General features: G+C 72.5%; 28 protein-coding genes. 17 read left to right on the top strand and 11 right to left on the bottom strand.

The window, feature by feature from the left end:
* Nucleotides 1-50 precede the first annotated feature (50 nt).
* Entirely contained in the window at nucleotides 51-989 is a 939-nt protein-coding gene (locus tag EIY87_RS07040) for a hypothetical protein (protein ID WP_125306843.1), read from the top strand.
* Here EIY87_RS07040 and EIY87_RS07035 read toward each other — a convergent pair.
* On the bottom strand, nucleotides 979-1941 hold the full coding sequence (locus EIY87_RS07035; protein WP_125306842.1) for a hypothetical protein: 963 nt from the start codon (nucleotides 1939-1941) through the stop codon (nucleotides 979-981). The genes EIY87_RS07040 and EIY87_RS07035 overlap by 11 nt on opposite strands.
* Nucleotides 1938-2435, bottom strand: a complete 498-nt coding sequence (locus EIY87_RS07030) for a SigE family RNA polymerase sigma factor (RefSeq protein ID WP_086856558.1) — start codon at nucleotides 2433-2435, stop codon at nucleotides 1938-1940. Before EIY87_RS07030 ends, EIY87_RS07035 begins: the two co-directional genes overlap by 4 nt.
* 298 nt (nucleotides 2436-2733) lie before the next feature.
* Here EIY87_RS07030 and EIY87_RS07025 point away from each other — a divergent pair, with 298 nt between their 5' ends.
* On the top strand, nucleotides 2734-4320 hold the full coding sequence (locus EIY87_RS07025; RefSeq protein ID WP_125306841.1) for a hypothetical protein: 1587 nt from the start codon (nucleotides 2734-2736) through the stop codon (nucleotides 4318-4320).
* A gap of 4 nt (nucleotides 4321-4324) precedes the next feature.
* Here EIY87_RS07025 and EIY87_RS07020 read toward each other — a convergent pair whose 3' ends face one another.
* The 4 genes from EIY87_RS07020 to EIY87_RS07005 all read right to left on the bottom strand — a co-directional run bounded on the left by EIY87_RS07020 (nucleotide 4325) and on the right by EIY87_RS07005 (nucleotide 8422).
* Complete coding sequence (locus tag EIY87_RS07020; protein ID WP_125306840.1) at nucleotides 4325-5812, bottom strand: right-handed parallel beta-helix repeat-containing protein; 1488 nt, start codon at nucleotides 5810-5812, stop codon at nucleotides 4325-4327.
* Between the two features lie 136 nt (nucleotides 5813-5948).
* Entirely contained in the window at nucleotides 5949-7160 is a 1212-nt protein-coding gene (locus tag EIY87_RS07015) for a phytase (RefSeq protein ID WP_125306839.1), read from the bottom strand.
* Between the two features lie 53 nt (nucleotides 7161-7213).
* Nucleotides 7214-7780 (bottom strand): dihydrofolate reductase family protein, encoded by a 567-nt coding sequence (locus EIY87_RS07010; protein WP_125306838.1) that lies wholly within the window; start codon nucleotides 7778-7780, stop codon nucleotides 7214-7216.
* Nucleotides 7781-7816: 36 nt separating this feature from the next.
* Nucleotides 7817-8422: a TetR/AcrR family transcriptional regulator gene (locus EIY87_RS07005; protein ID WP_125306837.1), complete on the bottom strand. Its 606-nt coding sequence runs from the start codon at nucleotides 8420-8422 to the stop codon at nucleotides 7817-7819.
* A 131-nt stretch (nucleotides 8423-8553) separates the two neighbouring features.
* Here EIY87_RS07005 and hisF point away from each other — a divergent pair, with 131 nt between their 5' ends.
* The 4 genes from hisF to EIY87_RS06985 are packed head-to-tail and all read left to right on the top strand — an operon-like array spanning nucleotide 8554 to nucleotide 10419.
* Nucleotides 8554-9327, top strand: a complete 774-nt coding sequence (gene hisF, locus EIY87_RS07000; RefSeq protein WP_125306836.1) for an imidazole glycerol phosphate synthase subunit HisF — start codon at nucleotides 8554-8556, stop codon at nucleotides 9325-9327.
* Nucleotides 9324-9701, top strand: coding sequence for a hypothetical protein (locus tag EIY87_RS06995; protein WP_125306835.1), 378 nt, complete (start codon nucleotides 9324-9326; stop codon nucleotides 9699-9701). The genes hisF and EIY87_RS06995 overlap by 4 nt, the downstream gene beginning before the upstream one ends.
* Nucleotides 9698-10060 (top strand): phosphoribosyl-AMP cyclohydrolase, encoded by a 363-nt coding sequence (gene hisI / locus EIY87_RS06990; protein WP_086856549.1) that lies wholly within the window; start codon nucleotides 9698-9700, stop codon nucleotides 10058-10060. Before EIY87_RS06995 ends, hisI begins: the two co-directional genes overlap by 4 nt.
* Nucleotides 10057-10419 (top strand): DUF1304 domain-containing protein, encoded by a 363-nt coding sequence (locus EIY87_RS06985; protein WP_125306834.1) that lies wholly within the window; start codon nucleotides 10057-10059, stop codon nucleotides 10417-10419. Before hisI ends, EIY87_RS06985 begins: the two co-directional genes overlap by 4 nt.
* Here the strand turns inward: EIY87_RS06985 and EIY87_RS06980 are convergent.
* Complete coding sequence (locus tag EIY87_RS06980; RefSeq protein WP_318531879.1) at nucleotides 10416-11030, bottom strand: TetR/AcrR family transcriptional regulator; 615 nt, start codon at nucleotides 11028-11030, stop codon at nucleotides 10416-10418. The two genes, EIY87_RS06985 and EIY87_RS06980, sit on opposite strands and share 4 nt — an antisense overlap.
* Before the next feature lie 94 nt (nucleotides 11031-11124).
* Between EIY87_RS06980 and EIY87_RS06975 the strand changes: the two genes are divergently transcribed.
* The 6 genes from EIY87_RS06975 to EIY87_RS06950 all read left to right on the top strand — a co-directional run bounded on the left by EIY87_RS06975 (nucleotide 11125) and on the right by EIY87_RS06950 (nucleotide 16590).
* The gene (locus tag EIY87_RS06975; protein WP_125306832.1) at nucleotides 11125-12684 is read left to right on the top strand and encodes an anthranilate synthase component I; all 1560 of its coding nucleotides are present in this window, start codon (nucleotides 11125-11127) and stop codon (nucleotides 12682-12684) included.
* A 34-nt stretch (nucleotides 12685-12718) separates the two neighbouring features.
* A complete protein-coding gene (locus EIY87_RS06970) occupies nucleotides 12719-13246 on the top strand; it encodes a Trp biosynthesis-associated membrane protein (protein ID WP_125306951.1) in 528 nt (175 codons plus the stop codon).
* A gap of 124 nt (nucleotides 13247-13370) precedes the next feature.
* Entirely contained in the window at nucleotides 13371-14180 is an 810-nt protein-coding gene (trpC, locus tag EIY87_RS06965; protein WP_086856543.1) for an indole-3-glycerol phosphate synthase TrpC, read from the top strand.
* Nucleotides 14159-15388 (top strand): tryptophan synthase subunit beta, encoded by a 1230-nt coding sequence (gene trpB, locus EIY87_RS06960; RefSeq protein WP_191984002.1) that lies wholly within the window; start codon nucleotides 14159-14161, stop codon nucleotides 15386-15388. Before trpC ends, trpB begins: the two co-directional genes overlap by 22 nt.
* Nucleotides 15385-16176: a tryptophan synthase subunit alpha gene (trpA, locus tag EIY87_RS06955; protein WP_125306830.1), complete on the top strand. Its 792-nt coding sequence runs from the start codon at nucleotides 15385-15387 to the stop codon at nucleotides 16174-16176. The genes trpB and trpA overlap by 4 nt, the downstream gene beginning before the upstream one ends.
* A 33-nt stretch (nucleotides 16177-16209) precedes the next feature.
* Nucleotides 16210-16590, top strand: a complete 381-nt coding sequence (locus EIY87_RS06950; protein ID WP_125306829.1) for a MerR family transcriptional regulator — start codon at nucleotides 16210-16212, stop codon at nucleotides 16588-16590.
* 5 nt (nucleotides 16591-16595) lie between these two features.
* Here EIY87_RS06950 and EIY87_RS48285 read toward each other — a convergent pair whose 3' ends face one another.
* Nucleotides 16596-16829: a hypothetical protein gene (locus EIY87_RS48285; RefSeq protein WP_225439758.1), complete on the bottom strand. Its 234-nt coding sequence runs from the start codon at nucleotides 16827-16829 to the stop codon at nucleotides 16596-16598.
* A gap of 178 nt (nucleotides 16830-17007) precedes the next feature.
* On the opposite strand from EIY87_RS48285, the gene EIY87_RS06940 reads away from it, so the two are divergent.
* Nucleotides 17008-17664: a peptidoglycan recognition protein family protein gene (locus tag EIY87_RS06940; protein WP_125306950.1), complete on the top strand. Its 657-nt coding sequence runs from the start codon at nucleotides 17008-17010 to the stop codon at nucleotides 17662-17664.
* Here the strand turns inward: EIY87_RS06940 and EIY87_RS06935 are convergent.
* The gene (locus EIY87_RS06935; protein WP_125306828.1) at nucleotides 17656-19014 is read right to left on the bottom strand and encodes a type I glutamate--ammonia ligase; all 1359 of its coding nucleotides are present in this window, start codon (nucleotides 19012-19014) and stop codon (nucleotides 17656-17658) included. The genes EIY87_RS06940 and EIY87_RS06935 overlap by 9 nt on opposite strands.
* Before the next feature lie 148 nt (nucleotides 19015-19162).
* On the opposite strand from EIY87_RS06935, the gene EIY87_RS06930 reads away from it, so the two are divergent.
* Genes EIY87_RS06930 through EIY87_RS06915 form a run of 4 tightly spaced genes read left to right on the top strand, consistent with a single transcriptional unit; the run spans nucleotide 19163 to nucleotide 23064 of the window.
* Entirely contained in the window at nucleotides 19163-20287 is a 1125-nt protein-coding gene (locus EIY87_RS06930) for an amidohydrolase family protein (RefSeq protein WP_125306827.1), read from the top strand.
* Nucleotides 20284-21456 carry a M20 metallopeptidase family protein gene (locus tag EIY87_RS06925; RefSeq protein WP_125306826.1) on the top strand — a complete coding sequence of 391 codons (1173 nt, stop codon included), beginning with the start codon at nucleotides 20284-20286 and terminating at the stop codon, nucleotides 21454-21456. The genes EIY87_RS06930 and EIY87_RS06925 overlap by 4 nt, the downstream gene beginning before the upstream one ends.
* Before the next feature lie 18 nt (nucleotides 21457-21474).
* The gene (lgt, locus tag EIY87_RS06920) at nucleotides 21475-22482 is read left to right on the top strand and encodes a prolipoprotein diacylglyceryl transferase (RefSeq protein ID WP_191983985.1); all 1008 of its coding nucleotides are present in this window, start codon (nucleotides 21475-21477) and stop codon (nucleotides 22480-22482) included.
* A gap of 3 nt (nucleotides 22483-22485) precedes the next feature.
* Complete coding sequence (locus tag EIY87_RS06915; protein ID WP_125306824.1) at nucleotides 22486-23064, top strand: TetR/AcrR family transcriptional regulator; 579 nt, start codon at nucleotides 22486-22488, stop codon at nucleotides 23062-23064.
* Here the strand turns inward: EIY87_RS06915 and EIY87_RS06910 are convergent.
* Both EIY87_RS06910 and EIY87_RS06905 read right to left on the bottom strand, forming a co-directional pair.
* On the bottom strand, nucleotides 23042-24109 hold the full coding sequence (locus EIY87_RS06910; RefSeq protein ID WP_225439756.1) for an alpha/beta hydrolase: 1068 nt from the start codon (nucleotides 24107-24109) through the stop codon (nucleotides 23042-23044). The two genes, EIY87_RS06915 and EIY87_RS06910, sit on opposite strands and share 23 nt — an antisense overlap.
* Nucleotides 24110-24225: 116 nt before the next feature.
* Entirely contained in the window at nucleotides 24226-25014 is a 789-nt protein-coding gene (locus tag EIY87_RS06905) for an SDR family oxidoreductase (protein WP_125306822.1), read from the bottom strand.
* Between the last annotated feature and the right edge of the window lie 32 nt (nucleotides 25015-25046).

Below are 25046 nucleotides of genomic sequence, written 5' to 3'. Positions count from 1 at the left end.
TGCGACGATTTCCCGGTCGGGTCGCACCCGCGTACTGGAGGGAAACGTCGATGGCCGTCACACAGCAGGTCCCGGTCCATCCCCAAGCAGGCTTCTTCGGAGAGGGGCCGTACCCCGCCCGCCGCGCCGTGATCGCCGTCGTCGCGATCCTCGCCGGCTTCGGGCTGACGGCCATCTGGTCGGCGCCCTTCGTCGACTCCGTGATCGGGGACAGCGTCGCCAACGGCCTCCTCGGCTACGACGCGAAGGCGACGCCGATTAGCGGCGCCCTCGCCGGGACGCTGTTCGCGTTCGTCTCCGGTCTCGCGGGCTCGTTCACCGCCTGCAACATCGCCGCGTTCGGGGCGGTCGCGCCGCTGGTGGGCGGGCAGGCGGGGGAGAAGCGCAGCCCGTTCAAGCCGCTCGGCTGGATCGCCGCGGGCATGCTGACCGTGTCGATCGCCTACGGCGTCGTCGTCGCGCTCGTCGGCACGAGCATGCCGCAGTTCTCCACCGCGACGGTCAAGGGCCTTTCGCCGCGCAGCATCCAGTCGATGGTCGCGTTCGGGGTCGTCGGCCTGGTCTTCGTGCTGATGGGCCTGATCGCGCTCGGCATCGTCCGCAACCCCTTCGCCGCGTTCACCCGGCGGCACCCGGCGGCGCCGCACGTCCTGATGGGCGCGCTCATCGGCGGGTTCCTCATCGGGCGGCCGTACCCGCTGTTCCGGATCATGTTCCGCAGCGCCGCCGAGCAGCACAACGTCTTCTACGGCGCCGCCGCGTTCGCGCTGCAGTCGATCGGCAACATCGTGGTCATGGCGGTGCTGTTCCTGGTCCTGACCTACGCCACGGGCGGGCGCCTGCAGCGCTGGCTGGCCGCGAAGCCGGCGCGGATCGCCACGGTGACCGGCGCCGCCTTGCTCGTCGGCGGCACGTTCACGCTGCTGTACTGGGACGTCCGCGTGCTCGGCAGGCTCGGGATCATCTGGTTCCCGATGGTCAGCTGGTAGCCCGGCCGAGCCAGCGGTAGTCGGGCGCGGGGTCGAGCTGGACGCCGTTCGCGACGGCGATCAGCTCGCTCTCCGGCCGCGGGCCCGACACCGTCAGCCAGCGCCCGGACGGCAGCCGGACGGCGATCGCGCCCGAGAGGTCGAACCCCTGGCCGCCGCGGACGGTGACGGGCTCGGCGGCGGCGACGTCGGGGGGAACCGCCCTCGCCGTGACGCGGACGGCGGGCTCCGACGGCCGGTCCGGGTCGACGGCGGTCAGCTCGGTGCTCGCGTCGTCCGGGCCGGTGCCCGTGACCGCGGCCGAACGCTCGGTCAGCCCCGCCGGGAGCGGGCCGAAGCGCAGCTCACCGCGGACGCCGACCGGCGCGGCGGTGACGCTCTGGGCGATCCGCAGTGCCACCACGCGAGCGTCCGGGACCCCGCGCACGCGCGTGGTCAGGACGTGGTCGGCGTCGGCGAGCCAGGTGATCAGCGCGGCCGTCCCGGTGTCGCCGGTGACCATGGCGACGCGGCCGCCCACCAGGACCTGGTCGCGGATCGCCGCGATCCGCAGCTCGGTCTGCGACCACTCGGGGTCGGCGGTCGAGTAGACCGACAGCGTGACCTCCGCGGGGCCGGCGAACCACCGCCGGACCTGCGGCGCGGTGCCGGGGCCGCCTTCGCGGTACTGCTCGGTGAAGCCGTCCGGCAGCCAGCCGGGGCCGAAGCCGAGCACCGGACGGCTCGCAGCCGGCTCGAGGTCGGCCGTGGTGAGCGCCCGCGTGCCCACGAAGATGCCGGCGACCAGCACGACCACCGCCGCGGCGACCAGTGCCAGCTTCGCCGACGGCCGCCGCTCGCGCCCGGTGCGGGCCAGCGCGTCCCGCACCGCCCGGCCGTCCGGGGCGCGGGCGGCGAGCCGGTCCAGGCTCTCCCGGATCAGCGTCTCGGTGTCGTGCTCGCTGCGGGTCATTCTCCAGCTCCGGTGGTGAGTACCGCGGGGTGCGGCGCCTGGCGCAGGGTGGCCAGCGCGCGGGAAATCTGGCTGCGCACGGTGGACGCGCCGCAGCGCAGGACCGCGGCGATCTCGGCGTCGGAGTAGTTCTCGTAGTACCGCAGCACGATCGCCGCGCGCTGCTTGCGGGGCAGCGTGGCGAGCAGGCCGAGCATCGCGTCCCGCTCGTCGTAGGCGGTGGCCGGGTCGGCTTCGGGCGGGCCGAGCGCGTCGAGGACGTCGTGGCTGCTCGGCACCATCCGCCGCACGGCCCGCCGGCGCCACGAGAGGTATTCGTTGGTGATCATCCGCCGCACGTACGACGGCGGGGCGTCGATGCCGTCCCACCGCTGCTGGGCGCGCAGCAGCACGTCCTGGACGATGTCCTGCGCCAGGTGCGGGTCGTTCGTCAGGACGGTGGCGTAGCGGAGCAGGCCGTCCAGCCGCTCCGCGACGAACTCTTCGAAGCTCACACGCGTCCCTTCCGTTCTTCCCATGGACGCGCGAGGGGGCCGGGTTGATGCACGCGGGCGGAAAGTTTTTTCGGGGCGAGTTCACCGGTTCGGCCCAGTCCGGCGTGGTCGCGGTCACAGTGCGCGCCTTGCCGGAGGGTGTTCGCCGGGGGTGACGGACTCGGTGTTCACCGGTCCGGGTGGCCGGTGACTCCGGTGCGTTCCCGGTTTCCGCGGTGGGGTCCGGCCGCCCGGAAATTCCTGTCGGTGGCCCGTGCTTTCCTGGGATCCGGGAGGAAGACGACCTGGAGGAGGGGCGATGACGAGGGGGAAGGCGGCAGCCGTTTCGGCCGGCGTGGCGGTGCTCGTGGCCGCGTTCGCGATCGGTCCGTTCGCGTTGTTCACGGGGGCGGTCTGGGGACTCGTCGCGGGCTGCCGCCGGTACACGCGGCGGTTCGCCGGCGGGGGTTCGGGACTGAAGTACCACCTGGCCGCGTTCGGGGTGCTGTACCTCGTGCCGGTCGGCGTGGCCGCGACGGCGTACCTGGGGCTGTCGGCGTACCTGCGGTGGTTCGCGGACACGTCCGGCACGGGCTGGCTCATTTCGCTGCAACGGTTCTTCGAGGCGGTGTCGAAGTTCTTCTCGGAGCACCTGAAGCTGAGCGAGTTCTCGGTGTTCGCCGCGCTGATCGGCGTCTACCTGCTGACGTGCCTGCTGCTCGCGCGCCGGTCCGACGGCTGGCGGGGGCGCGCGGCGGCGGGGCTCGGCCGGGGCGCCGACTTCTACACGAAGTACAGCGGGCCCGCGGCCGCCGGGCTCGCGACGCTGGCGTCGCTGTCGCTGTTCGGCATGCAGCTCGGCGTACCGGCCACCGACCTGCAGGTGAAGTTCAAGATCGCCCAGCAGGGCTACGCCGACGTGACCCGGAAGATCGAGGCGGACCTGACGCAGCGGGTGGCGGGGAAGCTGTACGGCAAGGTCGAAGCGTCGCTGCCGCAGGCGTACCGGGACGCGCTCGCCGTCCGCCGCACGGACCTGGCCGGCGTGGCCGAAGCCGCGCGCAGCAGCGCCGAGCGGGCCAAGTCGGGCTACGACGTGGCGGTGCCCGTGGTCGACGAGGCACTCCGCGCCGAGGCGCTGGGCCGGCAGCGGGCCGACGCGCTCGCGCCCGAGGTGCGGGTCGACGGCGCGGGTGCGCGCGAGGCGCCGCCCGGCATCACGCCCGAGCAGGTGGCCGCGGCCGAGGCGGCCGTCGGTGCCCGCCCGGCCGAGCCGGGGATCGACCTGGTCGCGGACGGCCGCAAGAAGGTGAGCCTGCAGGTGGAGAAGGTCGCCACCGAACGGATCCTGGCGGTGACGAAGCCGGTCACCGAGGCGGTCCCGATCCTCGAACCGCTCGTGCAGGCGTTCGCCGAGGCGGCCGACAAGACCCTGCAGGACAGGCTGAGCCCGCTCTACGACCGCTTGGCCGAGATCGCCGTGCGAAGCCCGCGCGACTTCGCCGCGGCGGTCGACCGCGAGGCGGCGGGCCTGGTCGACCGGACGGACGTCAGCCGTCCGGTGGCGGCCGCGGCACCCCGCGCCGAGGAGGCGGCCCGCGCGTTCCAGGCGTCGGTGTCGGCGTTGCGGGCGGCGCCGGGGCAGCTCGACCAGAAGGTGACGGAGGTGATCCAGGCCAGGACGCCGCCCCCGGTGCTCGACCCGTCGGGCCGGCTGCGGTTGACGTTCCCGGAAATCCCGCCGCTGCGCCTGACGCCACCGGACTACTTCCGGCTGCCGTACTCCTACGACCCGGGGAGGTACAGCTCCACCCTGCCGGACCGGTTCACGGTGCCCCCGGAGACCGCCCGGGTGCCGCGGATCGCGCCACCGCCACGGGTGAGCCCCCGGATCTTCTTCTGGTGACCGGTCAGCAGTTCGGGGTCACGCCGTCGAAGGAGGCGCAGTCGTCCTGGTTCCAGGGATCGTTCTGCCACTGCGCCGCGGTGAGGGTGCGGGAGGTGTCGCCGGCGACGAACGCCCACGGGCCGAAGTAGTCGTTGCTGTACCAGTAGTTGTCCTGGTCGTGGGTGATCGCCTCCTGCACCAGCGTGCCCCGGTACGGGGACCACGCCGGGTAGGTGCCGTAGTTCGACAGCACGGCCATCCGGCCGCACAGCCCGGCGCAGCCAGGGCGGGCCGGATCGAAGCGGAAGGTGTTCGAATGGATCTCCACCCGCTGGGTCTTCCAGCGGCAGTCGTCGTACAGCGGCGCCGACTCGATGCCCGGTGCCGCGCACCGGGTGCGGTCGGCGACGAGCTTGGTGCAGGTCGCGGTCGACGTGTTCGCCGGGCTGTTGCAGAAGCGGTCGGCGTTCTCCCACAGCGTGATGCCGGACCAGTTGTCCTCGAAGGTGTTGCCGTAGATGTCGATGACGTCGGTGCGGGCCGGCACGCGGGGTTCGCCGCCGGATTCGGAGAGGTACACCGACGCGGACGGGAAGTTGTCGCCGCGGGAGGCGCGCCGGCTGCCCGCCACCACATTGTTGCGGCGGATGGCGTTGTGCCGGATCACGACGTTGTAGCTGATCTCGTAGAAGATCGCTTCCGCGTCATTGTCTTCGATGACGTTGTCTTCGATCAGGAAATCGTTGTCATTGGTGTCCGCCCACAGGCCGACGCCGTGGTTGTGGTGGATCCAGTTGCCGCGGACGTCGGCGCCGTTCACGGCCCAGAACTTGATTCCGCCGCTGCAGCCGCAGCCGGGGTTGCGCGTTTCCCAGTCGTCGACGTTGTTGCCGGTGATTTCGTTGCCCTCGACGAGCAGCCCGGTGATCGCGTTGTCGGGGCGGTAGGCGTTCATCCCGTACTGCCCGTTGTCGCGCAGGCAGCTGGCCCGCACCACCTGCCGGGCGCCGGCCATCAGCGCGGCGCCGGTGTTGTGCTGGATGGTGGTGTTCTCGATGACCCAGTGCTCGCCGGAGTCGTGGTTGACGACGCCCTGGTCCTGGGGCGCGACGAAGTTCTGGATGGTGAGGCCGCGGATGACGACGTCCTTGGCCTGCTGGGTGAACGCGGCCCGGTTGACGCCGCGGCCGTCGAGCACCGCGCCGGGGGCGCCGAGGTAGACGTCGCCGTCCTTGGGGATGACCTGCCCGTACTGGTCGGGCGCCAGCCGGTGCGTGCCGGGTGGCAGCCAGAAGGTGGTCCCCGGCGGCGACGCCTGCGTCTTGACGCTCAGGTCACCTTCGACGGCCAGGTCGACGGCCACGGCGCCCGGCGGCGCCTGGGCGTGGAGCGCGGGCTGGTTGTCGCAGACCGCACCCGTCGCGGTCCCGTCGGCCGCGGCGGCCGGGAAAACGGGAACAACGGAGGCGGCCACGAGCAGGACGACGAGCGCGGAATGGAGGCGCGGCATGCCGTGAACCTACGCAGAATCGATGCCGGAGATACCGCCATCAGTGGACAGTTGCGGGTTATCGGCCGCGGTAAAAGAATCACCGCGGCCGATAACGGGACAAATCCTGGACAATGGTGCCGGGAAAAATCCGGTGTTACCCGCGGAGGACGTCTTCGAGGCGCACGAAGGCGAAGCCCGTGGTCGGGAGATCGCCCGCCGACGGGCGGCGCTCGCCGTCGTGGACCACCAGGAGGCCGTGCGGGTAGCGGCGGCCGAGCGGTGTGGTGGTGATCGCCGAGCCGTCGGAGTGCTCGACCGAGTCGGTGCCGCGGCCTGCGACGATCCGGAGGTCGCGCGTGCGGTGGCCGTACACGACGAACCGGGAGTCGCCCTGGCTCGACGCGAACAGCGTGCCGTCCGCGACCGCCAGCCCTTCGGCGTCGGCCTCGAGCCACCGGCCGCCGAAACCCGGGTCGGCGCCGTCGGCGACGCACTCCTCGGTCGCGGCGTCCCAGCGCTGCGGGACGCCGTAGGAGCGCACCCGGTCGACCAGCTCGGGGCGCCCGAACCCGGCGGACGTCAGCGGGATCCGCCAGATCCCGACGTCCTCCTGGGCGGTGTAGAGCACGCGGCCGTCGAACACCGACCCCTCCAGCTGCGGGCCTTCGCCGGGTTCCTCGCAGGGCGACCACGTCGTGCCGTCCGGCAGCCGGAACGACGACGGCAGGTCGACGGTGGCCAGCGGCACCGTGCCGACGGTGCCGTCCGGCCGGTCGGCCAGCTTCAGCAGCGCCACGCGCGTCTCGTGCCGCCGCGTCACCGCCACCCACCGGACGCCGGTGCGCGGGTCGCGTCCCGCGGCGAGGCCGTACGCGGTCCGCTGACTGTCCACTTCGGACTCCGATGCGGCGAAAACCGGCGCGGCGGCGGGATCGGTGACGTCCCGCAGCACGTGCCCGCCCGCCGCGGCGCCTGCCGGGTCGATCCGGTAGACCCGGATCCGGTCGCGCCCCCGGTCGCTCACGACGGCGAGGTCGCCGACGACGTCGACGTTGTTGAACCGCCCGGGAGCGGCGCCGGGCCCCGGCGCGGGCGGCGCGGCGACCAGCTGGAGCGTCCGCGCGTCCAGGTCGAACGCGGCGAGCCCGCCCTCCTTGAGCGTCCCCAGCACCACGCTGCGGGACGGATCGTGCGGGTGGACCCAGATGGCCGGGTCGTCGGCATCGGCGTTGGCCGGGGACGCGGCGGAATCGTCGACGAAGGCCTGCGTCTGGGCCACCGGCGAGGGGTCCGGTGACGCGGCGGAGGCGGGAACGGCGGACAGCAGGGTGACGGCGGCCACGGCCGCCGGAAGAAGTCTGCGCACGCGCGGAAACTAGACGAATCGGGTGTCCGGGACGTGAACGCCGGATGCCCGCTTCACCCGTGCAGCGTCGGCCGGTAGACCAGCTCCTGCGTCCCGCCGTCGAAGGTCCGGGTCGCCAGCAGCTCCAGGTCGAGGTCCGGGACGCCCTCGAAGACGGGCCGGACGCCCGTCCGGCCCGTGAGCACCGGGAACACCGTCACCTGGACGCGGTCCACCAGGCCCGCCGCCAGCAGGGCGCGGTTCAGCGACAGGCTCCCGTGCGACCGCAGCGGCACCGGCGACTCCGCCTTGAGCCGCGCGACGACCTCGGCGGCGTCGCCGGCCACGATCGTCGCGTCCGGCCAGCCGAGGGGATCGTCGAGCGTGGTGGACACCACCGTCGCCGGGAGGGTGCGGAGGCGGGCCACCCACGGGTCGAGCTCCGCCGCGGCCGACAGCATCCGCGCGTTCACCCGGTGGGTGTGCGCGCCGAAGACCATCCGCTGGTCCTCGCGGTACTGCGCGAGGCGGTGCGCGAGCAGCCCGGGGCCCTGCTTGCCCCAGTAGCCACCCCAATCGCCGGTGTGGGAACCGAAGCCGTCGAGGCTCATGAAGACGTCGAACGTGTACTGGGCGGTCATCGGGCGCTCCTCGGGTAAGGGGGACTTTCACCCCCGCTACGAACGCGCCCCGCCCGTTTCGACACCGTCGCGGGAATCCAGGTAGTACTGGGCCACCGGGGCCAGCAGCGCGACGATCTCCTCGTCGCCGGCTTCGGCCAGCGGGGGCAGCTTGATCACGTACCGCAGCAGCGCGACGCCCATCATCTGCGCCGCGACGCCGGTCACCCGGATCCTGGGCACCGCCAGCGCCCGCGCCACCTCGGCCAGCACCGTGCGCTCGATGAACTGGCGCATCATCAGCGCGACCTGCTCGTTCGTCGCCGCCGCGCGCAGCATCGCGAGGAACGGTGTGCGTCCCTCCGGGGCCGCCCACACCGCCAGGAACGCCCGCACCAGGCGTTCGCCCACCCCCGAGCGCGGGCCCGCGAGGATGGCCGGGACCAGTGTCGCCGGGTTGACCGGGAGGTTCATCGCCGCCGCGAAGAGGGCCTGCTTGCTGCCGAAGAAGTGGTGCAACAGTGCCGCGTTGACGCCCGCGTCGGCGGCGATCCCGCGGACCGTCGCGCCGTCGTAGCCCAGCTCGGCGAACCGGTGGCGGGCCGCGTCGAGGATCTTCTCGCGCGTCTCCGTCTGTCCCGGCCGCCGTCCCGCCCGTGCCATTGCCAGAGCTTAGAGCCTTATTCTGGTCAGCCCGCCGCGCCCCGAACGCCGGCCGCGGGTCCGCGCGGAAGTCATGCGGCGGGCGACGGCTGAATAAGGCTCTCCGAGCCCCTTTGACTACGCTGGTGCGCATGTCTGTCGCGGTGCGGGTGATCCCCTGTCTCGACGTCGACGCGGGCCGGGTCGTGAAGGGCGTCAACTTCGCCGGCCTCCGCGACGCCGGCGACCCGGTCGAGCTGGCCCGGCGTTACGACGCCGAAGGGGCCGACGAGCTGACGTTCCTCGACGTCACGGCGTCCTCCGGCGACCGCGAAACCACCTACGACGTGGTCCGCCGCACCGCCGAGCAGGTGTTCATCCCGCTCACCGTCGGCGGCGGCGTCCGGAGCAACGACGACGTCAACCGGCTCCTGCGCACCGGCGCGGACAAGGTGAGCATCAACACCGCCGCCATCGCCCGGCCGGAGTTCCTCCACGAGGCCTCACGCCGGTTCGGCGCGCAGTGCATCGTGCTCTCCGTCGACGCGCGCCGCGTGCCCGAAGGCGGCGAGCCGACCGCGTCCGGCTTCGAGGTCACCACGCACGGCGGCCGCCGCGGCACCGGGATCGACGCCGTCGAGTGGGCCGCGCGCGGCGAAGAGCTCGGCGTCGGCGAGATCCTGCTGAACTCCATGGACGCCGACGGCACCAAGAACGGCTTCGACCTCGAGCTCATCGAGCTGGTCCGCAAGGCCGTGCGGGTCCCGGTGATCGCCAGCGGGGGAGCGGGCGCGCTCGAGCACTTCCTGCCCGCCGTGAAAACGGGCGCGGACGCGGTGCTCGCGGCCAGCGTGTTCCACTTCGGACAGCTGGAGATCGGCGACGTCAAGGGCGCGCTGCGCGAAGGCGGGGTCGAGGTCCGGTGAAGTCCTGGCAGGCACCCGTCGAGGTGAAGGTCACCGCCGCCCTGCTGATCGGGCTGCCGGTGGCGTGGGCGCTGCTCGACCTGATCCCGGTGCTCGGCGCGGGCGCGGGGCTGGCGATCTACCGGGTGCCCGCGCTCGCGCTCATCCTCGGCGGCGTCGTGACGACCGGGCTCGTGCACAAGATGGGCAGCGCGCGCATCGGCGGCCTGGTCGTCACCGTGGTGTTCGCGCTGCTGCACGCCTTCCTGCTGCTGGCCGCGGAACTGTGGTGGAACAAGCTGTTCTCCGGCCTGTCCTTCGCGGGCTACGGCTACGCGTTCGTCCTGTTGAACTCGATGCCGCTCAAGCGGCACATCCTGGGAGCGCAAGCATGAGCCTGGACGCGGCCGTCTCGGCGCGCCTCAAGCGCAACGCCGACGGCCTGATCGCCGCGGTCGTCGTCGAGCACGCCACCTCCGACGTGCTGATGATGGCCTGGATGAACGACGACGCCCTCGCCGCGACCCTGGCCACCCGCCGCGGCACCTACTGGTCGCGCAGCCGGCGGAAGCTGTGGGTCAAGGGCGAGACGTCCGGCCACTACCAGCACGTTCGCGAGGTGCGCATCGACTGCGACGGCGATACGGTGCTGCTGCGCGTCGACCAGACCGGCCCGGCCTGTCACACCGGCACGCACACCTGTTTCGACACCGAGGAGCGGCTGCTCCTGGCGGATGAGAAAGAGCACGCGTGACCATCGTCGCCGACGTCCTGGTCGGGCTCGTCGCCCTGATCCACGTCTACATCGTCGTCCTGGAGATGTTTCTCTGGACCACGCCGCGCGCCCGCGCCGCCTTCGGCACCACGAAGGAGTTCGCGGAGGAGAGCAAGACGCTCGCCGCGAACCAGGGGCTGTACAACGGCTTCCTGGCGCTCGCGCTGGTGTGGGGCCTGATCGCGAGTGACCCGTCGGGCTTCCAGCTCAAGCTGTACGGCCTGGTGTGCGTCATCGTCGCGGGCCTCTACGGCGCGGCGACGGCGAGCAAGCGGATCCTGTTCGTGCAGGTGCTGCCGGGCGCGCTGGCGCTGCTCGCGCTGCTGCTCGCCCGCTAGTCGATCTCGCCGGTGATGTAGCGCTGCACGGTCGGCGCCACCGCCGCCACGAGGGTGTCGACCTCCGCCGCCACCAGGGGCTCGAACTTCGCCACGTACCGGATCATGCCCATGCCGACCAGCTGGGACGCGCAGAGCGCCGTGCGCAGCGGGATGCGGTCCGAGCCGATCGACGTGATCAGCCCGGTGAAGAAGTTCTGGAAGAAGCTCCGCAGGACCTGGCCGGCCTGCTCGTGGCCGGTGATGCTGCGGACCAGCGCCTGGAAGACGTCGCCGCCCGCGCCGTCCCAGCGGGTGAGGAAGGTGCGGACGATGCGTTCGCCGATCTCGCCGTCCGGGCCGCGGCGGATCTCCCCCTGCAGCTCCAGGGGGTCGAACGGGAGCTGGAGCACGGCCTTCGCGAACAGGCCTTCCTTGCTGCCGAACCAGTGGTTGACCATCGCCGCGTCGACGCCGGCGCGGGTGGCGATCGCGCGCACCGTCGCGCCGTCGTAGCCGTTCTCGGCGAACACCGCCCGCGCGGCCTCGACCAGCGCCGTGCGGGTGTCCTGGCCGGCGGGCCGCCGGCCGCGGCGGCGGGAAGTAGTGTCGGTGTTGTCGGTCGTGCTCACGGCTCCATCATGACGTACGCCCCCGCACAATTCAACGTTCAATGAATTTTGGCCCCGCCGACGGCGGATCCGCCCGGGGCGGCACAATGAGCCCATGGTCAGCGCTTCCGCCGGTTCGACCGGTCCCGGCTCGGTCAGCCCGTCCCGCGAGGACTTCCGCGCCCTCGCCGAGAGCCGCCGCGTGATCCCGGTCGTGCGCCGGGTCCTCGCCGACGGCGAGACGCCGATCGGGGTGTACCGCAAGCTCGCCGCCGACCGGCCGGGCACGTTCCTCTTCGAATCGGCCGAGAACGGCGCCTCCTGGACGCGCTGGTCGTTCATCGGCGTCCGCAGCCCGGCCGCGCTGACCGTCCGCGACGGCGAAGCGGTCTGGACCGGCACCCCACCGGTCGGCCTGCCGAGCGAAGGCAACCCGCTCACCGTGCTGCGCGAAACGATCGAAGCGTTGCACACCGAGCCGCTGCCCGGGTTGCCGCCGCTGACCGGCGGCATGGTCGGCTACATCGGCTACGACTCCGTGCGGTGGCTGGAACGGCTGCCCGAGCTGGCCGAGCGCGACCTCGACATCCCCGAGCTGACCATGCTCCTGGCCACCGACCTCGCGGCGTTCGACCACCACGAGGGCACGGTCACGCTGATCGCGAACGCCGTCAACTGGGACGACTCGCCCGAGCGCGTGGACGCGGCCTACGACGACGCCGTCGCGCGCCTCTCCGCGATGACCGAGCAGCTGCAGGTGCCCGCGCCCGCCACCGTCGCCGCGTTCGACCGGCCGGCGCCGGAGTTCACCCGGAAGCGGTCCAAAGCGGACTTCCACGCCGCCGTCGAGAAGGCCGTCGAGGCGATCAAGGCCGGCGAAGCGTTCCAGATCGTGCCGTCGCAACGGTTCGAGATCCCGACCGCCGCCGACGCCCTCGACATCTACCGCGTGCTCCGGACGTCCAACCCGAGCCCGTACATGTACCTGCTCCGGCTGGAAGGCTTCGACATCGTCGGCTCCAGCCCGGAATCCCTCGTCGCGGTGCGGGACGGGCGCGCGACCACGCACCCGATCGCGGGCACCCGCTGGCGTGGCGCCGACCCGGAGGAGGACGCGCAGCTGGCCAAGGACCTCCTGGCCGACGAGAAGGAGCGCGCCGAGCACCTGATGCTCGTCGACCTCGGCCGCAACGACCTCGGCAAGGTCTGCAAGCCGGGCACCGTGCGCGTCGTCGACTTCTTCCAGATCGAGCGCTACAGCCACGTGATGCACATCGTGTCCACCGTCACCGGCGAGCTGGCCGAGGGCAAGACGGCCTTCGACGCGGTCACGGCGTGCTTCCCGGCCGGGACGCTGTCGGGCGCGCCGAAGGTCCGCGCCATGCAGCTGATCGAGGAGCTGGAACCGGTCCGCCGCGCGCTCTACGGCGGGGTCGTCGGCTACCTCGACTTCGCCGGCGACGCCGACACCGCGATCGCGATCCGCACCGCGCTGGTCAAGGACGGCGTCGCGCACGTCCAGGCCGGGGGCGGGGTGGTCGCCGACTCGGTACCGGACTACGAGGACACCGAATCGCTGAACAAGGCCAGGACCGTGCTGTCGGCGGTCGCCGCCGCGCAGACGATGGTGGCGGCGGGCACCCTCGACCCGGCCGCGGACTCCGCCCATGTCTGAGCCGGTCGCCAAGCCGTCCCGCCGTCCACTGTGGATGATCGTGACCGCGCTGCTGCTCGGCGCGCTCGCGCTGTGGGGCGCGTCACGGCTGACGTGGTTCGCCGAATTCCGCGACGGCGGCGTGCGCGGCACGGTCTTGTACCGCGAGACCGGCGAGCAGCGGGCGACCGCGCTGGTGCCGCTGGCCCTGCTCGCGCTGGCCGGGGTGGCCGGCGTCATCGCGACCGGCGGCTGGGCGCGGCGCGTCCTCGGCGTCGTGCTCGCGCTGGCCGGCGCCGCCGCGGTCTGGACCGGTATCGACGGCGTCCGCTTCGGCGGGTACGCGGCCGGGCTCCCGGTGTCCCAGATGCTGATCGGGCGCGGGCTCGCCGTGCTGGGGGGAATTCTCGTCGCCGCGGGCGGGTTGGCAGCCGTCAAGGGCGCGGGCAAGGCGGCCCGGCTGGGCACCAAGTACGCGGCTCCGGCCACGCGGAAGAAGACCCGCGATCCGGACGCCGAGCTGTGGGAAGCCCTGTCGGAAGGCGAGGACCCGACCGACGTCCGCGGCAGGCATTCGGAGTAACGCACGCACCCGGAACCGAGCGCTCCAGATGCGGGGGTTAGCATCGTTTCGGCGGGAAGGGGAAGGTTTTTGTGAGCGACCTTGCGAGTGAATCCGTGAGCACGTGCCAGGGCGGGGGCGCCCGGTGAGCGTGCTCGAAGACATCGTCGCCGGCGTGCGGGAAGACCTCGCCGTGCGGGAATCCGCGCTGCCGTTCGACGAGCTGAAGATCCGCGCGGCCGCCGCCCCGGCGCCCCGCGACGTGATGTCCGCGCTGCGCGAGTCCGGCATCGGCGTGATCGCCGAGGTGAAGCGGCGCAGCCCCTCCAAGGGCGAGCTGGCCGACATCCCCGACCCGGCCGCGCTGGCGAAGGACTACGAAGACGGCGGCGCGCGGGTGATCAGCGTGCTGACCGAGCAGCGCCGCTTCGGCGGGTCGCTGGCCGACCTCGACGCGGTCCGCGCGGCGGTCGACATCCCCATCCTGCGCAAGGACTTCATCGTCAGCCCGTACCAGGTGCACGAGGCCCGCCTACACGGCGCCGACATGGTGCTGCTGATCGTCGCCGCGCTGGAGCAGAACGCGCTCGTCGCGCTGCTCGACCGCGTCGAGTCGCTGGGCATGACCGCGCTGGTGGAGATCCACAACGCCGAGGAGGCCGACAAGGCCCTCGAGGCGGGCGCCAAGGTCATCGGCGTCAACGCGCGCAACCTGCACACCCTCGAGGTGGACCGGGACGTCTTCTCGCGGCTGGCCCCCGGCCTGCCGATGGACGTCTACAAGGTCGCCGAGTCGGGCGTCCGCGGGCCGGGCGACCTGATGTCCTACGCCGGGCACGGCGCCGACGCAGTGCTGGTCGGCGAAGGGCTCGTCGCGTCGGGTGACCCGAAGGGTTCCCTGGTCAAGCTGGTCACCGCCGGATCGCACCCCGCCTGCCCGAGGCCGTCCCGGTGACGGAAAAGCACGACAAGCACGACCCGGACGAGCGCGGCTACTACGGCCCGTACGGCGGGCGCTTCATGCCGGAGGCGCTGATCGGCGTCGTCGACGAGGTCGCCACCGAGTACGACAAGGCCCGCCACGACCCGGACTTCCTGAACGAGTTCAACCGCCTGCTGAAGGACTACGCGGGCCGCCCGTCGCTGCTCACCGAGGCCAAGCGCTTCGGCGAGCACGCCGGCGGCGCGCGGGTCTTCCTCAAGCGCGAAGACCTGAACCACACCGGCTCCCACAAGATCAACAACGTGCTGGGCCAGGCGCTGCTCACCAAGCGGATGGGCAAGAAGCGCGTCATCGCCGAGACCGGCGCGGGCCAGCACGGCGTCGCGACGGCCACCGCGTGCGCGCTGCTCGACCTCGACTGCGTCGTCTACATGGGCGAGGTCGACACCGAGCGCCAGGCGCTGAACGTGGCCCGCATGCGGCTGCTCGGCGCCGAGGTCGTCCCGGTCAAGACCGGTTCGCGGACGCTGAAGGACGCGATCAACGAGGCGTTGCGCGACTGGGTGACCAACGCCGACACCACGCACTACCTGTTCGGCACGGCCGCCGGGCCGGCGCCGTTCCCGGCGATGGTGCGCAACTTCCACCACGTCATCGGCACCGAGGCCCGCGAGCAGATCCTGGAGCAGGCCGGGCGCCTGCCCGACGTCGTCGCGGCGTGCGTCGGCGGCGGGTCGAACGCGATCGGCATCTTCTCCGGCTTCTACGACGACCCGTCCGTGCGGCTGGTCGGCCTGGAGCCGGGCGGCGAGGGCATCGAGGGCAACCGCCACGGGGCGACGCTCACCAAGGGCACCCCGGGCAACCTGCACGGCGCGATGACGTACCTGCTGCAGGACGAGGACGGCCAGACGGTCGAGTCGCACTCGATCTCGGCCGGGCTCGACTACCCGGGCGTCGGCCCCGAGCACGCGTGGCTGAAGGACACCGGCCGCGCCGAGTACCGGCCGGTCACCGACGCCGAGGCGATGGACGCGTTCAAGCTGCTCTCGCGCACCGAGGGCATCATCCCGGCGATCGAGTCGGCGCACGCGCTGGCCGGCGCGCTGGTGCTGGGCCGCGAGCTGGGTCCGGACGGGCTGATCGTCGTGAACCTTTCGGGCCGCGGCGACAAGGACATGGACACGGCGGCGAAGTGGTTCGGGTTGGTGAACGAGTGAGCGGGCTGGACGACCTCTTCGCGACGACGCGCGCGGAGGGCCGCGGCGCGCTGGTCGGCTACCTCCCGGCCGGGTTCCCCACGGTCGCGGGGTCCAAGGACCTGATCGCGGCGTGCGTCGACGGCGGCGCGGACCTGATCGAGGTCGGCGTCCCGTATTCGGACCCGGTGATGGACGGCCCGACCATCCAGGCCGCTTCGGTGACCGCGCTGGACAACGGCTTCCGCCTCAAGCACGTGTTCGAGGTCGTCGAGTCGGTGGCTTCGCGCGGCGGCCGCGCGGTCGTGATGACGTACTGGAACCCGGTCAACCGCTACGGCGTCGACCGCTTCGCGCGCGACCTCGCTTCGGCGGGCGGGCTCGGCCTGATCACGCCGGACCTGATCCCGGACGAAGCCGCTTCGTGGATGACTGCTTCTTCCGAGCACGGTCTGGACCGGATCTTCCTGGTGGCGCCCTCGTCGTCGGAAGAGCGGCTCGCGTTGACGGCGGACGCGTCGTCGGGCTTCATCTACGCGACCGCGGTGATGGGCGTGACGGGCGCGCGCGACCAGGTCGGCGCGGGAGCGGAGACGCTGGTCCGCCGCACGCGGGCGCACACTTCGCTGCCGATCGGCGTGGGGCTCGGCGTCCGTTCCGGTGACCAGGCGGCCGAGGTGGCCGCGTTCGCGGACGCGGTGATCGTGGGCTCGGCCCTGGTCACGGCGGCGGCCGAGGGCCCGTCCGGCGTGCACGCGCTGTCCGCGGAGCTGGCCGACGGCGTGCGCCGGGCGGCCGCCACCGCTTGACCTGGAGTGCGCTCCAGGTGCCAGGCTGGAACCGTGACGTCCTACACCCCGGCCCAGGTGACCGAAAAGACCGGCTTTTCCATCGACACCCTGCGGTACTACGAGCGCATCGGCCTGCTCCACCACGTCGGCCGCACGGCAGGCGGCCGGCGGGTGTTCACCGACCAGGACGTGGAGTTCCTGCAGCTGCTCAGGTGCCTGCGGTACACGGGCATGCCGGTGGCGGAGATGCAGCGGTTCGTCTCGCTGCTCAGGTCCGATGAGGCGACGCGTGAAGAGCGCGTGGAGGTGCTGCGCGACCACGAGCGTCGGGTGGCGGCGCAGATCTCGCGGCTGCAGGAACACCAGGACCACATCCGGTTCAAGATCCGGCTGTACAGCGGGGCGGAGGAGCTCGCTGTCGCACCGGTGTGACGCCCTCACCTGATCCAGAACTGCCGGTGGCGGGCCGCATACTCCTCGCCCTGCCCCAGGAACAAACCCTGCTTCAGCGGACCGAACTCGTTGACGGGGTACTTCTCGTGAGCCCGTGGCCGGGGCTGGAGCACCAGCGGCTTCTCGGGAAGCTCCAACGCGCCTTGGTGCCCGCGCTGCCGGACGGTACCGGCGAGCGATGTCCTGTTGGCAGCGGAGAGCGTCTCGCCATCGACCAAGGTGCAGGACCGGATTCTCAAGCGGGCCGTCTACGCCGAGGCCCTGATCCCGTTCTACCTCCTGGTCGAGCCGGACTCCGCCACCCTCTTCGAACTCCACGGCGGCGACTACGAACCCATCGCCACCTCTGACCCGCTTTGTACGAAAGCTGTACACCCCCGCGGAAGAGTCCGCGGCATGGACTTCGACTCACCACACCTCCCGCGCCGCACCTTCCTCCGCGGCGCGGCGGGCGTCGCCGTCGCGGGAGGGGCCGGGCTGCTGCTCGCCAAAGCGGCTGAAGCGCAGACCGCTCCCCGGATCTACAGCTGCGCCGAGTGGGGCGCCCGGCCCCCGGCCGACGCCCTCACCACCCTCGACCACCCGGCGAACCGCATCCTCATCCACCACATCGCCAGCGCGAACAGCACCGACTACTCGCTCGCCCACGCCTTCCAGGTCGCCCGGGACGACCAGCACGACCACATGGACAACAACGGCTGGTCCGACACCGGCCAGCACTTCACCGTCAGCCGCGGCGGGTACCGGCTCGAGGGGCGGCACGGGAGCCTCGACGCGCTGCGCGGGCGGACCACCATGATCCAGGGCGCGCACTGCCCGGGGCAGAACACCAACGCCATCGGCATCGAAAACGAAGGCACCTACACGAGCGTCGAGCCGCCCGAGGCGCAGTGGGCGTCGCTCGTCGTCTTCTGCGCCTACATCTGCCGCCAGTACGGTATTTCCCCCGACGAGATCAAGGGCCACCGCGACTTCTACAACACCGAATGCCCCGGTGACCGCCTCTACGCCAAGCTCCCGCAGCTGCGCGACGAGGTGCGAGCGTCAATGTAGGTACCGGACCACGGCGCACAGCTCGTCCGGCGGCAGCGAACCCAGCCGCGCGATCTCGCCGCGGCGCACGTCCATCAGGGTCGTCGCCAGCTCCGGGCCGAACGCCGCGGTCAGCTCCGGATCGGCTTCGAACGCCGCCACCGCGTCCGCCAGCGACGTCGGCAGGCGGGTCGCCGACGGGAGTGTTCCCGGGTCGACGTCCACCGGGTCCGGCAGCGAGGCCGCCGCGGACACGCCCGCCAGGCCCGCGAACAGCAGCGCCGCCACCACCAGGTACGGGTTCGCGGTCAGGTCGAAGCACTTGACCTCGAAGTTCGCCGTCCGGTCGCGCTGCCCGGCCGGGCCCTGCACCAGCCGCAGCGGCGCCTCGCGGTTTTCCAGGCCCCACGCGCTGAACACGCCCGCCCAGTGGTGCGGTTCCAGCCGCAGGTAGCTCACCACCGAGGGCGCGCCGATCGCCAGCAGGGCCGGCAGCCGGGAGAGGATGCCCGCGCCGAACGCCTCCGCGGCCGGCGTCAGCCCGAAGGGGCCGTCGCCGCCGGCGCACAGGTTGCGGTCGCCGTCCCAGATGCTGAGGTGGACGTGGCCGCCGTTGCCGACGCCGCCCGGCTCGAACTTCGGCGTGAACGACGCCCGCAGCCCGTGCCGCTCGCTCACCGTCCGGATCGTCTCCCGCGTCAGCACCGCGATGTCGGCGGCGCGCACCGGGTCGTCGGCCGCCACCGACAGCTCGAACTGGCCGGCCGCGTATTCGGGGTGGATCTGTTCCACCGCAACGCCTTGCGCGGACAACGTCGACACCAGCGTGCGCAGGTAAGCCGCCTGCGAGGAAAGGCGCGCGTAGCCGTAGGCCGGGCCCGCGGTGGCCGAGCGCGGGTCGTCCGGCGCGTCCGCCGCCGTGATCACCCATTCGAGCTCGAACGCCAGCCGTGCCCGGTAGCCCCGCGCGGCCAGCTCGGCCGTCGCCGCCCCGGCCAGCGCCCGCGCGTCCTGCGGGTGCGGCTCGCCTTCGGTGTCGTACTTCCGGACCGGCGCCCACGCCCAGCCCGGCTGCGCCGCCAGCGGCACGAGCGCGTCGAGGTCCGGGTGCAGCCGCAGGTCGCCGACCGGGCCCTTCGAGTAGGTGCCGTCGGTGATGTCGTCGGTGGCCAGGAAGAAGTCGAACGAGTTCGACGCGCCGACGCCCCACGCCGCCGCCGACCACAGCCGGTCCACCGGGACGGCCTTCACCCGCGCGATGCCGCTGTTGTCCACGAAGGTCAGCGCGACCAGCTCCACGCCGGCCGCGCGCAGGCCGTCGGCCCGGATGGCGCCCTGCTGCGCGAGTTCTGCCCGATCGAGCCGGCTCATCCCCGCTCCCGTCGTCGTTCACCGAATGCCCGAGAAAGAGGGGAAGATCGTGTCAGACACCGGCGAAACCCGTCCAGGGGTGCGGCGCGCTCGCCGTCCGATCCGCTCGTAGGGTGGGGGAGAGGCTGACCACCGTGGACGGAGGCGCATGACCGACCTGCTCCCGTTCGTCGCGGACCTGCCGCTGGTGGACCACCACTGCCACGGTGTCGTCACCCGGGACGTGGCCCGCGCGGACTTCGAGGGGATGCTCACCGAGGCCGACGCGCCCTCGCCGCTCGGCACGAGCCTGTTCGACTCGCTGATCGGGCTGGCCGTGCGCGCCCGCTGCGCGCCGGTGCTGGACCTGCCGAAGCACGCCCCGGCCGACGCCTACCTCGAACGCCGCGCCGAGCTGGGCACGGCCGAGGTGACCCGGCGGTTCCTGCGCGGCACCGGCACCACCGACTTCCTCCTCGACGGCGGGTTCCTGCCGGACGAGCTGACCACCACGCCGGAGTTCGCCGGGCTCGCGGGCACCCGCGCGCACGACGTCGTCCGGCTGGAGCAGGTCGCCGAGGCCGTCATCGGCGGGACCACCGCGGCGGGGTTCGCCGCCGCCTTCGCCGACGAGCTGGGAAAACGGGCGAAGACCGCCGTCGGGCTCAAGTCGATCGCCGCCTACCGCGTCGGCCTCGAACTGGCGGGGGAGCGGCCGTCGCCGCCGGAGGTGGTGGCCGCGGCCGGGCGCTGGCTGCGCGGCGGGAACCCGCGGCTGGCCGACGAGGTGCTGCACCGGCACCTCGTCTTCACCGGCCTCGACCTGGGCCTGCCGGTGCAGTTCCACGTCGGCTACGGCGACTCCGACGTCGACCTGCACCGCTGCGACCCGCTGCTGCTCACCGGGCTGCTGCGGGCCACCCGCGACCGCGGCGTGCCGATCCTGCTGCTGCACAACTACCCCTTCCACCGGAGCGCCGCGTACCTCGCGCAGGTTTTCGAGCACGTGTTCGTGGACGCCGGGCTCATCACGCACAACGCGGGCTTCCGGGCGCCGGCGGTCCTGGCCGAGCTCCTGGAGATCGCGCCGTTCGGGAAGGTCCTCTTCTCCACCGACGCGTTCGGCCTGGCCGAGCTGTACCACCTGGGTACGGCCCTGTTCCGGCAGGGCCTGTCGGACTTCGTGCGCGCCGCGCTCGACGCGGACGCGCTGTCCGAAGTGGACGCGGTCCGGCTGTGTGCTTTGGTGGGACGCGAAAACGCGCAGAGGATCTACCGCTTGGAGCACGCGTGAACGACTTGTGGGCCCGGTGGACGCGGGCGATCGCCGAGGAACTGCCCGCCGCCGTCGCGCTCCGGCACGCGGTGCACGCCGACCCGCGCGGCTCCGGCGACGAGGAGGACACCGCCCGCCTGGTCACCGACGCGCTCGGCGCGGGCGACGGGATCCGCGTCGCCAAGACCGGCCGCGCGATCCCGCTGCCCGGCGCGTCCGAGGGTCCGGCCGTCGCGCTGCGCGCCGAGCTGGACGCCCTCCCGGTGCTGGAGGGCACCCGCGTGCCGTGGGCGTCGGGCAACGACCTGATGCACGCGTGCGGCCACGACGTCCACCTCGCCGCGCTGGTCGCCGTCGGCCGCGCGGCGGTCCGCGTCGGTGTCCCGCGGCCGATCCTGGCGCTGCTGCAGCCGCGGGAGGAGACGTCGCCGCCGGGCGCGCTGGACGTCGTCGAGTCCGGCGTGCTGGCCGCCCACGGCGTCGAGGCGGTGATCGGCGCGCACGTCCAGCCGCGGATCGCGCACGGCGTCGTCGCCGCGGTGCCCGGCCCGGTGAACGCCTCCACCGACGAGTTCGAAGTGACGCTGCACGGCCAGGGCGGCCACGCCGGCTACCCGCACCTGCTGCGCGACCCGATCCTGGCGCTGTCGCAGCTGGTCGTGAGCCTGCAGCAGCTCGCGTCGCGGCGGATCGACCCGGTGTTCGGCGCGGTCTGCTCGGTCGGGCGGATCCAGGCGGGCGCGGCGGCCAACGTCGTCCCGAACAGCGCGACCGCGTTCGGCTCGCTGCGCGTGATGCGCGCGAAGGACCGCGACCGCGCGCTGGAAGCCCTCGCCGACATCGTGCACGGCACCGCGCGGGCGCACGGCTGCACCGCCGAACTGGAGATCAGCCCCTGTGAGCCGGTGCTGGACAACGACGCGGGGCTGGCGGTCGGCGCGCAGGGCTGGCTCCGGCACGCCGGCTTCGGCGTCGACGACCAGTTCCGGTCGTTCGGCGCGGACGATTTCGCCCACTACTGCGGCGGCGCGACCCGCGGGCTGATGCTGTTCGTCGGCCTCGGCGACACCGCGGGCGTGCCCAGCCTGCACGACGAACGCTTCCTCCCGCGTGACGAAGCCGTCACCCAGGTCGCGCACGCGCTGGTGGCGGGGTACCTGGCCGCCTTGGATGCGCCGGCGCCTTAGCGCTACGGTGGCCGCGTGATGAGCGCCTACCTCGCGACGATCCCCAGTCCCGACCGGGGGGTCTGGCACCTGGGACCGATCCCGCTCCGCGCGTACGCCCTGTGCATCATCGCCGGCATCATCGTGGCGATCTGGTGGGGCGAGCGGCGCTGGGCGGCCCGTGGCGGCACCAAGGGCACGGTGATCGACGTCGCGGTGTTCGCGGTGCCGTTCGGCCTGGTCGGCGGCCGGTTGTACCACGTGATCACCGACCCCGAGCTGTACTTCACCGAGGGCAAGAACCCCTGGAACGCGTTCGCGATCTGGGACGGCGGCCTCGGCATCTGGGGCGCCATCGCCCTCGGCGCGGTCGGCGCGCTCATCGCCTGCCGCCGCAAGGGCATCCCGCTGCCGGCGATGGCGGACGCGATCGCCCCGGGCATCGTCGTCGCGCAGGCCATCGGCCGCATCGGCAACTACTTCAACCAGGAGCTCTACGGCGCGCACACCGACCTGCCGTGGGGCCTGGAGGTCTACCAGCGCTTCAACCCGGAGGACCCGGACAACCTGCTCAACGGCGTCGCGACGGGGCACATCCCGCTGCCGGAGAGCCCGGTGCACCCGACGTTCCTGTACGAGCTGATCTGGAACCTGCTGGTCGCGCTGCTGGTCGTCTGGGCGGACCGCAAGTTCAAGCTGGGCCACGGGCGGGCGTTCGCGCTGTACGTCGCGGGCTACACCGTCGGCCGCGGCTGGATCGAGATGATGCGGACCGACACCGCGAACCACATCCTCGGCCTGCGGGTGAACGTGTGGACGTCGATCCTGCTGTTCGTCGCGGCGGTGGTGTACTTCGTGCTGGCCGGGAAGCGGGGGCCGCGGGAGCTGCCGGAGACGCTGGTGAGCAAGGACGCGCCGGGCCCGGACGAGACCCCGGTGACCGCCGAGGAGGAGCCGGAACACGCGAAGGTGGCGGCCGACGCCCCGGAGAAGCCCGCCTCGGAGGACGCACCGGCCGAGGAACCGAAGAAGACCGGCGACAGCTGAGGGATGCCGCGCAACCGACGCCCGCAGGACCGGGAAGAGAAGCGCGGTGAGATCGTCGCCGCGGCCACCCGGTTGTTCGTGGAGGAAGGCTACGACCCCACGACGGTGGCGCGGATCGGGCGCGAGGCGGGGGTCACCTCCAACACCGTCTACTGGTACTTCAAGGACAAGGACGAGGTACTGGTCGCCGTTCTGGACGCGCTGTTCGCGCGGTTCCTGGCCGGCGTGGCGGAACGCTCGGCCGGCTCGCCGGTCGAGCAGCTGCTGTGGGCGGTCACCGAGCTGCGGCGGGTCGACCGGCTGATCACGACGGTGCACGCCAGGGTCGCGGCATCGGAGTCCCTGCGGGTGTGGCACGACGGCTTCCACGCGCAGGTGGAGGCGATCCTGCGGTGGCACCTGGCCGCGTTGGGCGTGCCGGAGACCGAGCGGGACGCGATGACCCGGATCGGGGTGTTCGTCGTCGAAGGGATGCTGACCCACGCGGGCGACGCCGCGGGCGATCGCGCCGTCGTCGAGACGTTGGTGCGCAGTGCCCGCGGCATCGCCGCCGTGCCGGCTACCGGTCCGCCGCGGCCGTGAACCGCGCCGCGAGGAACCGGATCTGGTCCGCGACGGCACGCTCGAACAGGTCGCCGACGTAGATGTCGAAGTGGTCACCGTCGTAGTGGTTGACCTGGACGTGGTCGTACCCGGCCGCAAGGCGGGCCGTGGTGCGCGCGGGCGCGGCGCGGTCGTCGTCGCACACGCACACCAGGGTCGCCGCGGCGATCTTGCGCATGTCCTTGCCCGGCCGGTACAGCGGCAACCGCACCGCGAGCCGGGCCGCGATCGCGTTGGCGCTGTCGCCGCCCCCGTCCGGGCCCGCCATGACACCCCAGATCGTGTCGCGGCCGACAGCGGTGTCGCCGGGGCGGAACGGCGGCCCGCCCGTCTCGACGGTCGCCGACAATCCCTTGCCCACGGCCGGGATCCGGGTGAGGACCCCGGCGGTGCGCGCCGAGAGCCGGGACCCCGCCGGGATCAGCTTGGACGCCGCGGCGATCGCGGTCGGTGACACCAGGAAGGCGGGCATCCACCACACCCCGACCACCGGAGCCAGCACCGGCTTCGCCCCGAACACCGACCCGGCGACATCGAGCACGGCGGCGAGCACGAGCCCGAGCACGCTCACCGGGCCGGCCCGGAACCGGGAGAGCAGCGACGCCGGGCCGTCGGTGAACGGGCACTGGGCCACCACCGCGGCCAGCTCGTGGTCCTCGCTCGCGATGCGCAGAACGTGCCCGCCGCCGAACGAGGTGCCCCACACCGCGATCCGCTCGGGGTCGACCTCCGGCAGGGACCGGCCGTAGGCCAGCGCCGCCCGCCAGTCGTCGAGCTGATCGCCGATGTCGAGCAACTGCCGCGGAGATCCTTCGCTGGCCCCCAGGTAGCGGTAGTCGAACACCAGCACCACCCACCCCTGGGCGGCGAACCGCTGCGCGAACGCGTCCAGCCGCCACTCCCGGACCGCTCCCAGCCCGTGCGCCATGATCACCAACGGCCGGGGCCCGCCTTCCGCCGCCGGCGTGTACAGCCACGCCGCGCACCGCACGCCCCCGGACTCGAACCACACGTCCCGCCGCACCGAAGTTTCCATCGCCCTGCCTCGAGTGAGCCCCTCTTGACTTGCAATCAAGAGCCGGTGGACGCGAAGGCTAGAAGTCTCTTGATCGGAAGTCAAGAAACGAGCAGGCCGGGTAGTCAGCCGAGGTCGGGCAGGCCCAGCTCCAGGTTGGGGGCCTGCAACCCGCCGTCGACCTCGAGGATCTTGCCGGTGACGTAGCCGCCGGCGCGCGAGGCCAGGAACACCACGGTCGCCGCGATGTCCTCCGCCTCGCCGATCCGGTGCAGCGGGGTCGCCGACTCCATCTTGGCCTTCAGCTCCGGGTTCCCCACCACGACCTCCAAGGCGGACGTCGCCACCGAGCCCACCGAGATCGCGTTCACCCGGACCTTCGGGGCCAGGTCGGCGGCCGCCAGGCGGGTGTAGTGGGCCAGGGCCGCCTTCGCCGTCCCGTACGCCGCGAAGCCGCGGCCCGAGACCCGGCCCATCACCGACGAGATGTTGACGACCGAGCCGCCGGTCTCCAGCAGGGCGGGGGCCGCCGCCGCGGTCAGCGCGTGCGCGGTCGCCACGTTGAAGCGGAACGCTTCCTCCAGGAACTCCGCCGTGGTCTCCAGCAGGGGACGCGGGTAGGTGCCGCCGACGTTGTTGACCACCAGGTCGAGGCGCCCGAACTCGGCGACCGCCGTCGCGGCCAGCTCGGCAGCGGCGTCCGGGGCGGAGAGGTCGCCGGGGACGGTCACCGCGCGGCGGCCGGCCGCCGAGACGCGTGCGGCGACTTCGTCGAGCTGGGCGGCGGTGCGTGAGGCGATGACCACGTCGGCGCCCGCTTCGGCGAGGGCCACCGCGGTGGCCGCCCCGATGCCGCGGCCCGCGCCGGTGACCACCGCGACCTGGTCGGTGAGCTTGAACCGGTCGAGGATCATGGCGCGAAATGTAACACGTTCTAGTGACGGCG

The sequence above is a fragment of the Amycolatopsis eburnea genome (assembly GCF_003937945.1).
GTDB classification, from domain to species: domain Bacteria; phylum Actinomycetota; class Actinomycetes; order Mycobacteriales; family Pseudonocardiaceae; genus Amycolatopsis; species Amycolatopsis eburnea.
The sequence above is the reverse complement of the archived record's forward strand: the minus strand, read 5'-3'. Positions and strand labels throughout refer to the sequence as shown.